We start from the raw sequence: 15196 nt of genomic DNA, 5'->3' as shown, positions 1-15196 counted from the left end.
TCTAAAGCGTCCCGAAAAGCGGCTCGCCGGTGCGATAGTCGACGATCTCATGCGCGTTATTCTGCAAGGTCACGAGGTTCTGCGCCGTGACACGCGCCGGTGCCGGTTTGCCGAACTGGTAGCCCTGCGCGAAATCGCATCCCCATGCCCGCAATGTCGACGCTTCAGCGATGTCTTCGATGCCTTCCGCCACAACGTCGATGTTCAGCTTGTGGCAGATGTCGATCACGCCGTGAACAAGCGTGGCGCTCCGGTTTTCCAGCAGGCGCCCACCGCGGATGAAGCTCTGATCCAGCTTGAGCCTTTGAATTTCGAACTCCGAGAGGTAGCTGAGCGACGAGTAACCGGTCCCGAAATCGTCAAGCGCCAGGATGTAGCCGCGCTCACGCAGCCCCTGAAGGTTCGCATGGACCGTCGCGGACTTGTTGAGCAGGACGCCTTCGGTGATCTCGAAGCCGATGGAAACCGGCTCGACATTGAAACGCGCCCGGTTGAAATCCACCTGATCGAGCAAGGCGGTATTCTCGAGCTGAAGCGGCGAGAGGTTGATCGAGGTCTTCAGCTTGGGCCAACGGCGACTGTCCTTGAAGGCCTGCTGGATGATCCACGCCCCCAGTTGCGGCATGAGCCCGAGCTTCTCGATCACCGGCACGAAGACGGCGGGCGTGTCCGTGGCCCCGCGCTTCAATCGCAGCAGCGCCTCGACACCGGCGGGCTTCATCGTGCTCAGGCTGATAATCGGCTGATAGAACAGCTCGAACCCTTCGTCCTCGATGGCCTTCTTCATGCGCGCCTCAAGGCCCTTGCGGCTCTTGAAGGCCTCGCCAAGCGCGGGATCGTAAACGACGTGGCTGGCCGGCCCTGCGGACTTTGCAGCACCAAGGGCGATGTCTGCATGCTTCATCAGTTCGCTGGCGGTATGACCATGCTCGGGCGCGGCGGCGATCCCGGCGGAGATCGTTACGGATACCGTCCCGCCATCGCGCGTTCCCCTGCTGATGGCGATGCCGGTTGCACGGGGGCCGAGATCGTGCACGTCGGGATTGCCCACGATGAGCACGGCGAATTCATCGCCATCCAGCCTTGCGACCAGGCAGCGCGAGCCCTGGAATTCGGCAAGCAGCGCCTTGCCGAATTCGCGGATAACGTCATCCCCGGCACGGTGGCCGAGTGCCTCATTGATGGCGCTGAAATCGTCGGCATCCAGCAGCACCAGCTGGCAGGGCTGGGCTCCCGCGATCTGTTCCAGTTGCTTGATGAACGTAGCCCTGTTTGCCAGCCCGGTTCCGGGATCGAAACTCTCGAGGAAACGTGCTCGCCTGGAATTGTTTACGGCTTCTTCCCTCAGGCTATTGGCGCGCAAGGCGATCATCAGGAACAGGATGAGCACCGCCGCGCCGATCGCCAGCGTTGCGGGGATGACATATCTGCGAATAGCCTCGCCGGGTCTTGCCGGACGCCATACCATGCGCCCCAACGCCGTGCCGTCGGAAGCGGTCAGGGCAACGCTCCGCATCGCGGGGGAAGGCATGGCCCTGGGTCCGATGGCCGCGAAGCCATCGAGCATCAACGTGCTGGCCCAGCGGTTCAGGAGCGGCTCGTCCAGATATGTGACAGTAACCAGCGTCAGCGGTTCACCGGAGGCGGGCAGCCGGGATGCGGCGACAATGGCAGGGACGCCCCGAACGGACCCAAGGTCGGCCATCGCCGGCGCGTCCTTTCGGGTGCCCGCCAAGGCCGGAGGAGCAGAAGGAGAAGCGTCACGAAGAGAGGCCACCAGGCCATTGGTCGCGCTCTGGATTTCCTCCAGATCCTCGGGCTCTGCCCGGCCGGCCTTGGTGTAACCATAGATCGCGCCCGAAGGCGTCATGATCGCGACCGCTTTCGTCGCATCGGCGGCCACGGTAGGCCGCCCCAGTTCGTTGTCCAGCCAGGTCGCCGCTTCATCCGGCCCGAGGTCCGCAATCTGCCGTGCCGGCTCCAGCCGCGCACTGATCGCAGATGCCTGGGCCGACGAGCTCGAAACGATGCGGGCAAGCGCGTTCTGCACTTGCTGCTCCTGCCGCGCCGCTGCGATCCGGTCCATCGACTGCGACGTCACGAACAGTGCGGCTGAACCGCCTATCGTCAAACCGAGAATACCGACAATCGCAACCACGCCGCGGTGTCCCGACAGTTTTTGGCCAAGAAACATGTGCGATCCCTACCTGCTACCTGGGGTACCCGGGCCATTTGGAATGGATTGCATTACGGGGCCTTCCTCTACAAAACGCAACCAGGTGTTATCCTCCGCGCGATGAAATTTCGCAAAGCCGCCGATTACCTTCGTCCAGACTGCAAACGGCCAATCCGTTCCCGCGTCCCCCACTTCCCATTATAGCGACAGGACCGGGCGTCCGGTCCCGCAGATGCAACTTTGAGTTTCAACCGGATGCAAAACGCAAGGCAGCGACGCATCGCGAATTTGGACGGGTCTATCCGGCGCGATCTTTTCGCCATTCCATCAAATATAACAGCACTGTTCCATAACCTTACGTTCCGCTAGATCGAACTCCACTGCTGCGGAGTGTCGTCCTCGGCTTCCGCTGGCGGGGGATGATTGCCAATGCCCAAGGTGTTTGATTCCATAAGGCGAACAACCCGCGCGAGCGACTGGTGGGACTACAAGCTGCTCGTCATCGTCAGCCTGTTCCCGGCAACGCTGATCTGCGCTGGCCAGCCTGTTCTCCCGCATTGGCGCGACGCGATCCTGCTGATCCTGTCGCTCGTGAGCGGCGCAATTTTTGCCAGCATCGTAAACGACCTCTGCGACCGCGAGGAAGACCTGCGCGCAGGCAAAAGCACATTGGCAACGGGGCCTGTCCGCATGCTCGCTGCAGCAATGCTCGTCGCAAGCATCGCCACCGGCGCGGCGTTCCTCTTCGCATGGCGTGACAACCTTCCGCTTTGCATCGCCTATGCCTGCGCCTGGCTCGCATTCCTGGCTTATTCAGTTCCACCGTTCCGTCTGAAGAAGCGCGCAAGCGCGGGCATCATCGTGGTGGCGCTGGGCGAAGCGACCTTGCCGACGCTGGTTGCCCTGTTGCTCGCCTTTCGCAGCGCAGACCTGGCGATCGATCCTGTCTGGCTTGGGGCGGTTGCAGTATGGAGCCTTGCCCACGGGATGCGCGCCATCCTGTGGCACCAGCTGCGCGACCTTGCGGCCGATCAGGTCACCGGCGTGGAGACTTTCGTCGTAAAGCATGGAGCCATGCCCACGAGACGTCTGGCATCCTGGATCGTCATGCCCGCGGAAGTTGCCGGGCTTGCGGTCATGATGGTCAAACTCGGGGGCGTCATTCCTGCCTGTTTCCTGGCGGTTTACGGGATCGTTCTTTGGCTGAGACGTCTGCTGTGGCACAATGTGCCGGTCGTGATAGCGCCGCTGAGCAACCACATCCTGCTTCTTCAGGACTACTATCTGGGCTTTCTTCCTGCGGCCATCTTCCTGAGCGGCGTTCTGCGCCACCCTTCGGACGTGATGGCCTGGGCCGCGTTCCTGCTGCTTTTTCCGAGAGCACCCTTGCGCATCTTCGGGGACCTGATCCGGCTTCTGCGGCAATACTGTAGAGAAGTCGCACTACGGTAGGGAGAGATGGTCAGCCGGTATAAAGCGCCGCGTAGTCCCGATAGCAGGGATCTTCGACCAGCCTTGTTGAACCGGCCAGTATTTCCTGCAGCACAGGATCCGGAAGGTGCAATTCGGTGATGGCGGAAACCGGCACCATCCTGTCGACCAATCGCGCCACATGCGGCCCCAGGCGCGAGTTCGCCATTCGAACATGAAGCAGCGTGAGCGCCTTGCGCAGCTTCCGAGACGGCAGCTTGCGAATGGCATTCGCAATTCTCGGATAGGCGTTCAACTCCGCCTGCGAGAGCCTTACGTTCTCCGCTGCTGCCGAGATCGGCCCCGAAACCACGCCAAGTATCCCTTCGACGACGGCGAGAAAGGCAGCGGGATCGGCGCGCAGGAGTTCATAGGGCAGAACCGTCACGCGCTCGCCGAACAATTCCCGATACCAGGACACCAGCCTGTCATAGTCCATGACAACCGGAATGACCGACTGCGCGGCCGGCGAAGCCAGGAAAGTCTCGAGCTGTTCGTGCCAGCCCATGGCTACGAGCTGCGAATGTGCCGAGCGAATAACCTCTCGCCACCCCCGCGTAATTATCAGGATATGCGCACTCGGGAAAAGAGCGTGCAGGTGATCGCAGACCGCGCGCTGGGCCTGGGCCATTCGAGGCCAGTCTTCAGGCCTGATGGCCGGTACCGAAAGGTCTTCGCAACTCGTGACACGAGCCTTGCCGGCCTCGCCGCAGACCGCCTGCCACGCGAACCCGAGGGGGCCGGCACTGCCGCCAAGATGATAGGGTTCGAACAGGATGTCGGGATGCCGGGAAAACCAGGACTGCAGGTAAGTGGAACCCGTCTTGGGATATCCGACATGCACAAGGTGAACGCTCACCCTTCTCTGCCCGCCAGGGCGCGATCGAGGGCGCTTACGCTCAACGCCGTCGTCATGGCCTCGCTGCCAACGCGCCAGACCTTTTCCGGTGCAGGCGCAAAGTCGAGATACCCCCTCCTCTCGCGAGAGGCTACATAAAGGGGTGCGATAGGCCATTCGCCGGCTGGCTGCTGGGCGAGCAACAGCCGGTCGATCCAGTCTTCATCGATGGGAGCCCCCCAAATCGAGCGAACCAGGATTGCCAGCGCAACATGGATTGCCGGCGCCTCCGGCGAAACCGAGGTCCTGGACAGGATAAGGGAGCGGGCCTCCTCACTCCGGCCGACGAGCGCGCGGGAAAACATGTAAAGTATAAGGAAGGGATCGTTGTAATATCTGTCGCAGCTTGGCTCCCTGCCCCCGCGCAGGATTTCAACCAGCTTGTCGATGACACGGTCGTCGCCTTCGAAGCTCCCGAGCCAGACAAGGACGTTCGCGTTTATTCCCGCATCTACATCGTCCCGCTCGATTCTGCCTGATGCGAAGAGTTGCCTGCTTCGCAGCGGGGCAAACGCCTGCCGCCAGTCGCGACCGATCAGTCGCCAGTGTCGGCGCCCCCTCGACGGCACGATCCAGGTATAGAACATGCCGTGAGGATCGCGGTTCTCAAGCAGGACGGCTCGATTGTCGGACTGACGCCCCAGCTTCCCGAGCGCGGCGGCCCCCAGCGCCGTATCGTCGACGTCCAACGGTACGTATTGCCCGTGATGCCCTTTTTTCCAGTACCGGAAGAACCCTCCCGCTTCGCGCTCCCTCGTCAGGAAGGAGCACGCGCGCTCAAATATGAGGGCTGCCTGCGGGCACTCGGCCAGTACATTGGCGATAAATGCTGTCACGAACACGCAGGGATCGGATACCCTGCGCTCGATCATGTCGCAGGAATGCGCGCTGAACGAAGGGAGTTCGCCGCTCTCAAGCTGGACAGATTCCAGATAGGCAAGGCCCGACCGTATAGCGGACCGCATGGCGGCGGTATCAGACATGAAAATCCTTCTCTTCAGCAGCAGTGCGGCGACTAAGGAAGCACGGCTTCGCCGCTGGCGACGGGTTGCCTCACGGACCCGTTTGCGTCCGGGTCCATCCAGCATGCGTCCATATGGACCAATTGGCCCAACTGCTTCTCGCCATTGGAAAACAGGTCCGCCTCGCCTACGACATCGAAGCGCGATCCACCTCCATCAGGTCCGCCGAGAGGAAGGACTTGCAACGCCACGCTATCGGCCAGGATCGGTCGCAGCAGGAACGTGCCGGCGACCAACGGAAGCGATGCGATTTCGCAGCGCAACGTCGAGCGCCCGGGGGAAAGAATGCGCGCTTCGCGATCGAAGGAGGAACTGATGCAGGTCCAGCCATCCTGCGAGTGGATCGAAAAGCCGCAGAATGCGCTCAGATCCTCGTCGGCTTCCAGTTCCATGACCACTTCTGCCGGCTCCCCGCAGCGCGCGGCTCCGCCCCGGGCATGGTTCAAAGACAAGCGGAGAACACGGAACGGCGCCGCCGCTATCTGGTCCGCCGCACGAATGTCCAGCGGGCGCCGTTCCAGATACTGGCGGACCACGTCACCGACATGTCCCGACGCCACCACCTTCCCCTGGTCCAGCAGGACGGCACGACTGCAGGCCTTCTGCACATGATGGGGCACATGGGAGACCAGCAACAGGGTTCCGCCGCCTGCCATGAACTGTTCGAGATGGCTGATGCACTTGCGCTGGAACGCAAGATCGCCAACGGCCAGGACCTCGTCGATCAGCAGGATTTCCGGCCGCAGCATAACCGCGATGGCATAGGAGAGCCGCGCCTTCATTCCCGCGCTGTAGACCTGCACGATCGTATCGGCGGCCTCCTGCAACTGTGAGAAATCGAGGACCGACGGGATCAGGTTCCTGGCCGCCTTGCGTCCGAGGCCGTGCAACATCGCGACCACGACGATGTTCTCCGCGCCCGTCAACAGCGGGTCGATCCCCGCTCCAAGGTCAAGCAGGCCCACTACCTTGCCCGAAGTCCGCGCCGAACCGTGGTCGGGCTCCAGCAAGCCATAGATGATCTTGAGCAGCGTACTCTTGCCTGCGCCGTTGTGCCCGATGATCGCAAGGCCTTCGCCGCGTCGAACCTGCAGCGACACATCGTCGAGCGTCCAGAATTCGCCCTTCCGAAGCGACGGGTATGGTCGCAGCCACGGAAGCAGACGGGCCAGGGTATCCCGCACGGCATATGCCAGCGATCGCCGCAGGTTCGGGCAGTATTTCTTGCTCAGGTGCCGGACATCGATGGCGTAGATTTCGCTCATCCCATACGCTCGATCAGTTCGGGCTGCGCGATCCGGTAAAACGGAAAAGCCACGGCAAGCGCCAGCACACCGACGACGAGCGGCAACCACAAAGGGTCGGCGACAGATGCACCGACGATCGATGCGCGGGCGGCGTTAATCAGCGGCAGCACGGGGTTGAAGGCTTCCCACCCCGTTGCCGCCAAGGGATAGGCAACCGGCATGACAAAGAACAGCAGCGTGGTCGCCATGGGAAGCGCACGCCCGATATCGTCATAAAGCAGGCCGAGCGGGGTCAACAGCAACCCCAGCCCCAGTCCCAACAGGGCCAATGCCAAAACCGCCAACGGGAGCCAGACGATACTGCCCCCGACATGCACGCCGACCACGGCGCAGAGGATGAGTACCCCGCAGATCCGAACTGCAGCGCTAAGCAGGACGTTCCACAGGCCCGCCAACGTCAATGCCTCATGTGGGAACCGGATGCGGGACACAATCGACCGGTTCTGCGAATGCTGGGCCAGCGGAGCCCCCAGCGCATCGACGAATACCTGCCAGAAGCTCATGCCGGCAAACACGAAGAAGACGTAGGGCATGCCCGGCACGTCGAAATTCAGGTTGCCCCGATTGCGCAGGAATCCTGTAACGAGGCAAGCCACGAGCGCCGGAATGAAAAGCCAGAGATGGCCCAGCAGCGAACGCCGCGCTCTTGCGCGAAGAGACGCCCGGAACAGAGCCGCGCTGAGCCGCAGCACATGCAGCAACCGGTTGAATGAGGCCTTCATTACGAGACTTGCCCAAGGCTCAACGCACGCATTTCCCGAGCCGACTTTCCCAGCACCGGATGCCCTGCCCCGTTACGCAAGCGCGAGCGATGAAGTCTTCGCCTCCGCCTCTTCGAAGAAATTGTCCGCGAGGCGCGCAAAGCCCGTTTCGATGTCTACTTCCGCCTGCCAGCCAAGAAGCTCCTTCGCACGCGACGGATCTCCATAGAACCGGGCGACATCGTAAGTGCGCGAGGGTGCGTTACGCGCGCTGACCGGCTTGCGTGCCACGCGTCCCGCCAGATCGGCAAGCATCTGCAAGGTTGTGCCCCGCCCGGTCAGCAAGTGGATCGGTGGCAGGATTTTCCCTGTCTGCGTCGCTTCGATCAGGGCAACCAGCCCGCGCGCGACGTCATCGACATGCGTGAAGTCGAACATGTTTTCCGGACCGTCAAGGCGAAGCTCTCCGCCCAGTGCCGCGGTATGGGCGAAAGCCGTGACAACGCGGTCTGCATGGTCGCGCGTGCATCCGTAGACATTGGAAAGCCGGACGATATTGGAAACCACGCCGGCCTCCCGCGCCGCAGCGACCATCTGTTCTCCCGCGACCTTGGAACGGGCATAGATGTTCATCGGGCTGAGTTCGGCGTCTTCGTGCACGGGAAGGCTGCCTTGTTCGCCGTAGACCTCGCGGCTGCTGGCAAAGATCATCCACGGACGGGTCTTCTGCCGGATCACGGTATCGACCAGCTTCTGCGTGGCGGCCACGTTGACCTCCTGCGCAAGCTTGGGATCACGCTGCGCCCAAACGACCCGCGAAACGGCTGCGAGATGAAGAACGCCGTCCACGCCCTCCACCGCGGCCTCGAGCGAACGCTCATTACGGGTGTCCTGCCCGGGATCGCGTGCGATATCGAATTGACGGCAGGAAATCCCGCGGTCTGCAAGTGCGCGAATGGTCGCGCGCCCAACGAGGCCTTCCGACCCGGTAATCAAAATCATGAGTTCGCCCCCGAACAGCTGAAATTTCCCCTTAGCAGAAAATCCCGAGACCTGAAGAAAATAGTATTGCCTTTTCAACACTTCCGGAAAAATTCACGAATAGGTCGGCGTTCGCTATTTTCCCGGCGCAGAATGCCGTCATGCATCTGGCATCCGCTTTCCCATGCCCCTATGCGATGGCACATGATGAACTCTTCCGCCTCGTCACACATCCCGAAGCCACGAAACATTTGCTTCATCAGCTCGAACCAGGTCTGGGGCGGCAGCGAGGAACTCTGGTACAGGACCGCGCTGACGTTCGCGAAAGGCGGACATCGGGTGTCCGTGTACAAGCCATTCATCGCCGATAGCCGCGAAGCGACAGTCCTGCGCGGTTCCGGCTGCCGCATTCACGATCTCGCCGGCCCCCGCCATGCACCGACCCGGCTGCGCAAGCTCGTAAGCCAGGTCTGGAAAGCTTCGCGATATCTGCAGGATCGCCTGCTGGCCCGGGGCCTGCGCGCATTGCAGCCCGACCTTGTCGTCGTATCGCAAGGGCTCAACTACGACGGCTGGTATGCCGGTGAAGTATGCAGGAAGCTTGGCATTCCCTTCGTCCTGGTCAGCCAGAAAGCCTCCGACCTCTACTGGCCGCACGACCGCATGCATGCCGAACTGCGCGGTGTATTCGGCGCGGCGCAGCGGGCATTCTTCGTCAGCGAACACAACCTCCGGCTCACCGAAGAACAACTGGGAATGGCACTGCCTAACGGCATCCTCGTACGTAATCCCTACAATGCCGACTGGTCCAATCCCCTGCCCTGGCCGAGCGCCGGAGCGGAGGAAAGCGTCCGGCTGGCATGTCTGGCGCGGCTGGATGCCCGCGAAAAGGGCCAGGATCTCCTGCTGCGCGTCCTTGCGATGCCCAAATGGCGCACCCGCGACATTTCCGTGCAGTTCTATGGCTCCGGCCACAACGCAAACGGGCTCAAGGGGATGGCCGCGTACCTCGGGCTCGAAAATGTACAGTTCCCGGGCTACTCGGCGACCCCTGCGAAAATCTGGGAAACGGCGCACGGCCTGATCCTGCCGTCCCGATGCGAGGGACTGCCGCTGTCGCTTGTCGAGGCGATGCTGAGCGGCCGCGTCGCCATCGTTACGGACGTTGCCGGCAACCGGGAGGCCTTGCAGGACGGCGTGTCGGGATTCCTTGCAGAGTCCGCCACCGAAGCCGCGCTCGATGCCGCACTTGAGCGAGCATGGCAGCAGCGTGGATCATGGCCATCCATCGGGCGGCAGGCTGCGGAGGCCGCCAGGAGCCTCGTCAGCCCCGACCCGGTCGGAGAATTCAAGGCAATGCTCGAGGATCTGATTCGCAGCGATCGCCGAGAAAAGGCAGCCAAGGGATGACGGAAACCAGATGCGATCCCGCTGCCGGCTTCGGCGGCGGCAACCCGCTGGTATCGGTGATCGTCCCGGCGTTCAATGCCGAGGCGACCCTTGCCGAAACCCTGGCGGCGGTAACAGGCCAAACGTATACCGGCATCGAAGTCATCGTCGTGGATGACGGTTCTTCGGATGGCACGAACGCCATTGCATCAGGTTTTGCGAACAGGGACGCACGCGTGCGCGTCATTTCCAGCCCGAACAAGGGCGTTGCGGCCGCACGCAACCTCGGCATTTCGAGTGCTTCCGGCAGTTTAATCGCACCGATCGACGCAGATGACCTGTGGCACCCCTCCTATCTCCACAAGCTCGTAGCCGTCCTGACGAGGGCCGATGAACCGGCCGAATGTGCCTTTTCCGGCTTCCGCCTCATCGACGATCGATCGAATATCATCGGCTCGAGCCCGCTTCACCGCATGTGCCACATCGGCCCTTACCGCATGCTCTACCGAAACCTCGTGGGCAACGGCAGCGGCATGGTGTTCAGAAAGGACGCCTGGGTCCGGGCAGGTGGCTACGATTCCGGCCTCAGGGATGCGGGATACGAAGGCTGCGAGGATCATTTGCTGCAGTTGATGTTCTGCGCTCACGCCCCGCTGGGATCGGTGGCAGAGCATCTTGTCGGATATCGTCGGGGACCGGGCACCATGTCGCGCAACCGCGAAAGGATGCTCGGCTCGGACGCGATGATGCGCGACCTGTTCCTCGAGGCCCATCCTGCCGTCAATCCGCCCCGCTGGCTCGATCGCTGGATTTCGGCCCAGCGAGACCTGCTGTTGGCGGAGGCCCGGCTTTCCAGGCGCCGCTTCGCATCTTTCGGCACCTTCATGCTGCGCGCGATGACAAAGGATCCGGTCGCCCTGGCCGTTGCGATTGCGGGAAAATCGCGTTCCACGGTGCGGCGCATTTTCGTGAAGTACGCACCGCCCTCGCAACATTTCCTCTCGATCGATCCGGCCGATGGCGGGGCCGGGATAGGAATACCCGGCCGGACAGGGCTATTCTCCCGACTTCAGGCAGCGCGTTTGAAACGGATCGCCTCGCTGGACGAGGAGTTCCACCACGCCGCCTAGGCGGCCTGGACGCCGCTTGGCACCCCTTCTTCAGAACGAAGCCTGCAAGAGCAGGGCAGGACCGTGCAGCTTGTACCGAACCCGTCCTTCCCACGCGTCCTTTTCGATCCCGACCCTGTAATCGACATAGCGATAGGCGGCGCCGAGATCGATGTTTTCCAGCACCTTGAAATTGACGCCGGCCTGCGCATTGATGAGGCGGCCGTCATAGTCGCCAATCTTCAGCGACAGGTAATCGACCCGGCCATTGAGCGTCCACCTGTCCGCAATCCTGTACGTCCCATAGGCACCGATGGTGGGTATGGGAGCCAGGACGTTCTTCTCGCGCCGACGGGCCTGCACGGATGAACCGCCGACCGTCGCCTCCCCTTCGAGCGCGACGTCGAAACGGGTTGCATGCAGACCGATCGCAGCCCCGATTTCGAGGTTGCTGCGACTGACGAACGAATATCCGACCGTCACCCGGTAGATATCGCTGTCGAAGCTGCTGCCGAGTTGGGCGGACGCGGGATATGTCACGTCATCGAACTCGATGTCGCGAGCCAGTTGGACCGAGCCCTGCCGCTTCAGCTTGAAGAAATCGAAGCCGACGACGATGCGCCCGAAGCGCGCGCTGCCGATACCGCTGGCAGGATTTCGTTCTTGTCCATGTCGAGATCGCGTTCGAAATCGATGTCGGATCCGACCGTCTGACTGGTGTTCGCCGTCACGCTGACGTTGGTGTCGATCCGCGGATAATAGGCCTGCACCGCGATCCAATAGTCCTTGTCCAGCGTCTGCGCGGCCGCAGGCGCCGACAGGCACGTGGCAACTACCGCCGCCCCGACCAGCATTGGTCTGCAAAGGGGCGACGAAGACCTCATGAGGGCCAACGAGTTGTCGACTTCTAGGTTCATAGATGCGTCCTGCGGATACGCCCTGCGGCGATTGGGATTGCGAGCAAACCTGGAGGCGGGATGCCGCCCTGAGGGCGCTCCCACGCTTCCCGACCATTGCCCTGCTTGCCGGATGCGGCCCGGCAAGTCCCCGATCATATCCCGCGGCTGCGCCCGATCTAATCAGGGTTTGCCCCCGGTTGGCCATGGGGAAAGTCCCGAGAGGCGCCGGGACTTCTCTCCGACAGATCGATCCGATGAAGCGGCGGTGACGGGGAAACGCCTATAGCGTCAAGCCGGCGCAGCAGTTCGAGCAACAGCCGCTCCTGCCGAACGAAGCCTTCGGCATATGTCGGGCCTTGCAGGTAGCTGTGGATCTGGAAGGTATAGAGCCCTTCCTTGAAACCCAGACAGCGAACCGGGCAAGCCGTTGGAATATAGTCGGGGTCTTCTTCCAGTACCGATCTCAAGGCGGTGAGCACCGCCTCGACACCGGCTACCTGAACATCAAACCCGACGCCGAATATCTGATCCACGAAGAAGCGATCCCGCAGCGTCAGGTTCTCGATCTCTGCATCGGCGAACTGGCTCTTGGGAATGGTAAGAAGCCTACGCTCCCGCGTGCGTATCCGCGTCGAGCGCATTCCCACGTCGACCACGTCGCCGATGCGCCCGTTGACCTTGCAGCGATCGCCGATCCTGACCGGCTTGTCGGCCAGCACCATGATGCTGCCCACCAGATCCTCCACCGCCTTTCTCGCGCCAAGGGCGAGGGCAAGGCCGCCGATGCCCAGTGCAGCAAGACCCGCCGTCACGTCGATGCCGAACGTCGACAGGAACACCGCAACGCCGAGGGCAAGCCGCGCAAGGCGGCCTGTACGCGTGACGAAGTTGACGATGCCGATACGCTGAAGCTCGCCCCGGCTCTGCAGACGCCAGACCACGCCACGTCTTCGCGGCGCTCAGCGAGGGGCTTGAAAAACGGCAATCTCCCTACGCCGCCATTTTCGCGGCGCTCGTCGAACTGGGCGGGCAGCGGATGGACAAGGATGCGCTGGCGGAACTCCAGCGCAGCGAACCGGACGACGATTCCGCCCGCCTCGACGATCAGTGGGAAGAAGCCCCGGTCACGTTCGCGGTGCCCACGAGATGGGCGACCCTACCGGGGTCACCGCCAAGATCAGGGCCTCCAACCGCCCCGTCGGCAAGGAGCAAGCGTGATGCATGACTTCATCAACCACCTCGCCTTTGGATGGTATCCCTATTTCGCCGTGACCGTCCTTGTCGTGGGCAGAATCCTGCGCTTCGACGCGGACCAGTTCAGCTGGCGATCGCAATCGAGCCAGTTCCTGAGACGCAGGCAGGTGGTGCTGGGTTCGAACCTGTTCCACATGGGCGTCCTCATCCTTCTGGTCGGCCATTTCGTGGGGCTGCTCACGCCGGTCACGGTGATAGACAAGCTGGGCATAAGCCACAGTTTCAAGCAGATCGCCGCCATGCTCGTCGGCGGCGTGGCCGGTGTGGCGGGCTTCGTCGGCTGCTCGCTGCTGCTTCACCGGCGCCTGTTCGATCCCCGCATCCGCAGAAGCTCATCATGGGGCGACATCCTCATGCTGGTCCTGATCTGGTGCCAGTTCATGCTCGGCATCTCGACGACGTTCTGGACCGCGCAGCATCTCGAAGGCGAGGAAATGCTCAAGTTCATGGGCTGGGCGCAGGGGCTCCAGACCTTCAACCCGTCAGCCGCGCACTTGTTGATCGATGTGCCGATGGTCTACAAACTGCACATCATTCTTGGCCTCACGCTTTTCGTCATCACCCCCTTCACCCGCCTCGTCCACGTCTTCAGCGCGCCGATCTGGTACATCTTCCGTCCCGGTTTCCAGATCGTGCGGACCCGCGGCAAACGTCCGCGAAAGACTACTCGCAGACGCGCGGACACGCGGGAGGCGCTCCCAGCTATGGAGGGCCTACGGTGCTTCGCCAGATGGCCGAAAGCGGACAGGAGGGGTCATGACAAGAACAGCCGACATGATCGACGTGACGAACGTGTCACCGTCGTTCGGCGACATGCCGGGTGCCTGCCAGAGCGGCGGTTGCGGCTGCTCCGGTCCCGCCATACCGCCGCCACCGGCCTTCGGGGACGTCCTTGTGACCGGCGTCGAGATCACGCCCGAGGCCATCGCACAGGAAATCCAGCATCACCCCGCCCCCGACCCGCAAACCGCATGGGTCGAGGCCGCCCGCGCACTGGCCGTACGGGAGCTATTGGTCCAGGAGGCCAGGCGCCTCGGTCTCCACCCGGCAAGCCATCCCGATGAAACCGGACGCGCTGAAACCGACGACGAGGCGCTGGTCCGCCTCGTGCTGGAGCAGGAGGTCGCCCCTGAAATCGCCACCGAAGGCGAGCAGCGGCGCTATTATGAAAGCAATCCCCAGCGGTTTCGAACGCCGGACCTGTTCGATGCCGCCCATATCCTGATCGAACCCGAGCGGCAGGACGACGCGGCATGGGATGCCGCCGAAGCCTTCGCACGCTCCATCGCCGCCGCGGTAGGGGACGACCAGACCGCGTTCGCAGAGGCCACACGGACGCACTCGGCCTGCGCGCCGGCCCAGCAGGACGGCTCGCTCGGGCAGATCCGTCGGGGGGAACTGGTCCCGGCGGTCCAGCAGGCGATAGAGGCGCTGAAGAACGGTGAAACCGCTGCCGAGCCGGTTCGCTCGCGCTTCGGCTGGCACGTCGTGCGCCTCAACCGGCACCTGCCCGGACGCACGCTTCCGTTCGATGCGGTGCGCGACAGGATCGGCGACATGCTGGAAGCGCGAAGCTGGTCCATGCTGGCAACACGCTATGTCGCCGCGCTGGCGGCACGCGGCACGGTCGAGGGGATCGTGGTCGGCGCGGTGGAGGACTGACCATGATGCTGGGCGACCTTCTCGGCATGGCGCGGCGATCCGCGGCGAGCATGGAGCGCTACCTTGCCGAAACCGATCCCGATACCTGCACCGATGTCCGCCGCGCCGCCGCCGCGTCCGCCATTTCGGCTACCGAATTCGTGCGCATGGCCGTGGCCGATTTTTCGCGGGCAGCGTCCGAGGAAGACTGGGCCACGATCATGTCCGCCATGCGCGATGGGCCAGATCCCGGGCGGACCTGCCTCCACGCCATCCTGCAATGGCGAATTGCCGCCCCGACCTGCGAAGTTCATACTGGCGGGCAAGCGGGAAACCACGGAGCATGACG

15 protein-coding genes are annotated in these 15196 nt (G+C 62.8%); 6 read left to right on the top strand and 9 right to left on the bottom strand.

Annotated features, from left to right (window positions below; translation table 11 throughout):
• Position 1: 1 nt before the first annotated feature.
• Positions 2 to 2194, bottom strand: coding sequence for a bifunctional diguanylate cyclase/phosphodiesterase (locus tag ADT71_RS26870; protein ID WP_054441838.1), 2193 nt, complete (start codon positions 2192 to 2194; stop codon positions 2 to 4).
• A 411-nt stretch (positions 2195 to 2605) separates the two neighbouring features.
• Between ADT71_RS26870 and ADT71_RS26865 the strand changes: the two genes are divergently transcribed.
• Positions 2606 to 3628 (top strand): UbiA family prenyltransferase, encoded by a 1023-nt coding sequence (locus ADT71_RS26865; RefSeq protein ID WP_054441837.1) that lies wholly within the window; start codon positions 2606 to 2608, stop codon positions 3626 to 3628.
• Positions 3629 to 3638: 10 nt separating this feature from the next.
• Here the strand turns inward: ADT71_RS26865 and ADT71_RS26860 are convergent, their stop codons facing one another.
• The 5 genes from ADT71_RS26860 to ADT71_RS26840 all read right to left on the bottom strand — a co-directional run bounded on the left by ADT71_RS26860 (position 3639) and on the right by ADT71_RS26840 (position 8576).
• Positions 3639 to 4505, bottom strand: coding sequence for a sulfotransferase (locus tag ADT71_RS26860; RefSeq protein ID WP_132468876.1), 867 nt, complete (start codon positions 4503 to 4505; stop codon positions 3639 to 3641).
• Complete coding sequence (locus ADT71_RS26855; protein ID WP_132468877.1) at positions 4502 to 5416, bottom strand: hypothetical protein; 915 nt, start codon at positions 5414 to 5416, stop codon at positions 4502 to 4504. The genes ADT71_RS26860 and ADT71_RS26855 overlap by 4 nt, the downstream gene beginning before the upstream one ends.
• Positions 5417 to 5559: 143 nt before the next feature.
• Positions 5560 to 6921, bottom strand: a complete 1362-nt coding sequence (locus tag ADT71_RS26850) for a polysaccharide ABC transporter ATP-binding protein (RefSeq protein ID WP_156336854.1) — start codon at positions 6919 to 6921, stop codon at positions 5560 to 5562.
• Entirely contained in the window at positions 6828 to 7595 is a 768-nt protein-coding gene (locus ADT71_RS26845; RefSeq protein WP_054441833.1) for an ABC transporter permease, read from the bottom strand. The genes ADT71_RS26850 and ADT71_RS26845 overlap by 94 nt, the downstream gene beginning before the upstream one ends.
• A gap of 72 nt (positions 7596 to 7667) precedes the next feature.
• Positions 7668 to 8576, bottom strand: a complete 909-nt coding sequence (locus tag ADT71_RS26840) for an NAD(P)-dependent oxidoreductase (RefSeq protein WP_054441832.1) — start codon at positions 8574 to 8576, stop codon at positions 7668 to 7670.
• Between the two features lie 132 nt (positions 8577 to 8708).
• Here ADT71_RS26840 and ADT71_RS26835 point away from each other — a divergent pair, with 132 nt between their 5' ends.
• Together ADT71_RS26835 and ADT71_RS26830 are read left to right on the top strand one after the other, a co-directional pair.
• Entirely contained in the window at positions 8709 to 9965 is a 1257-nt protein-coding gene (locus ADT71_RS26835) for a glycosyltransferase family 4 protein (protein WP_082370592.1), read from the top strand.
• Positions 9962 to 11074, top strand: coding sequence for a glycosyltransferase family 2 protein (locus ADT71_RS26830; protein WP_054441830.1), 1113 nt, complete (start codon positions 9962 to 9964; stop codon positions 11072 to 11074). The genes ADT71_RS26835 and ADT71_RS26830 overlap by 4 nt, the downstream gene beginning before the upstream one ends.
• 30 nt (positions 11075 to 11104) lie before the next feature.
• Here the strand turns inward: ADT71_RS26830 and ADT71_RS26825 are convergent, their stop codons facing one another.
• The 3 genes from ADT71_RS26825 to ADT71_RS26815 form a co-directional block, all read right to left on the bottom strand.
• Positions 11105 to 11593: an autotransporter domain-containing protein gene (locus tag ADT71_RS26825; RefSeq protein ID WP_054441829.1), complete on the bottom strand. Its 489-nt coding sequence runs from the start codon at positions 11591 to 11593 to the stop codon at positions 11105 to 11107.
• Positions 11594 to 11640: 47 nt separating this feature from the next.
• Positions 11641 to 11907 (bottom strand): hypothetical protein, encoded by a 267-nt coding sequence (locus ADT71_RS26820; RefSeq protein ID WP_054441828.1) that lies wholly within the window; start codon positions 11905 to 11907, stop codon positions 11641 to 11643.
• A gap of 221 nt (positions 11908 to 12128) precedes the next feature.
• Entirely contained in the window at positions 12129 to 12893 is a 765-nt protein-coding gene (locus ADT71_RS26815; protein ID WP_054441827.1) for a mechanosensitive ion channel family protein, read from the bottom strand.
• A gap of 276 nt (positions 12894 to 13169) precedes the next feature.
• On the opposite strand from ADT71_RS26815, the gene narI reads away from it, so the two are divergent.
• From narI to ADT71_RS26800, 3 genes are read left to right on the top strand one after another with little or no spacing between them, the layout of a single operon-like run.
• Complete coding sequence (gene narI, locus ADT71_RS30820) at positions 13170 to 14270, top strand: respiratory nitrate reductase subunit gamma (protein WP_082370590.1); 1101 nt, start codon at positions 13170 to 13172, stop codon at positions 14268 to 14270.
• A complete protein-coding gene (locus ADT71_RS26805) occupies positions 14218 to 14868 on the top strand; it encodes a peptidyl-prolyl cis-trans isomerase (protein ID WP_054441826.1) in 651 nt (216 codons plus the stop codon). Before narI ends, ADT71_RS26805 begins: the two co-directional genes overlap by 53 nt.
• A 2-nt stretch (positions 14869 to 14870) precedes the next feature.
• Positions 14871 to 15194, top strand: coding sequence for a hypothetical protein (locus ADT71_RS26800; RefSeq protein WP_054441825.1), 324 nt, complete (start codon positions 14871 to 14873; stop codon positions 15192 to 15194).
• Positions 15195 to 15196 lie beyond the last annotated feature (2 nt).

Source organism: Novosphingobium sp. ST904 (assembly GCF_001298105.1).
In the GTDB taxonomy this organism is placed as follows: domain Bacteria; phylum Pseudomonadota; class Alphaproteobacteria; order Sphingomonadales; family Sphingomonadaceae; genus Novosphingobium.
Note: the sequence above shows the minus strand (reverse complement) of the source record. Positions and strands in the feature narration are given on the sequence as shown.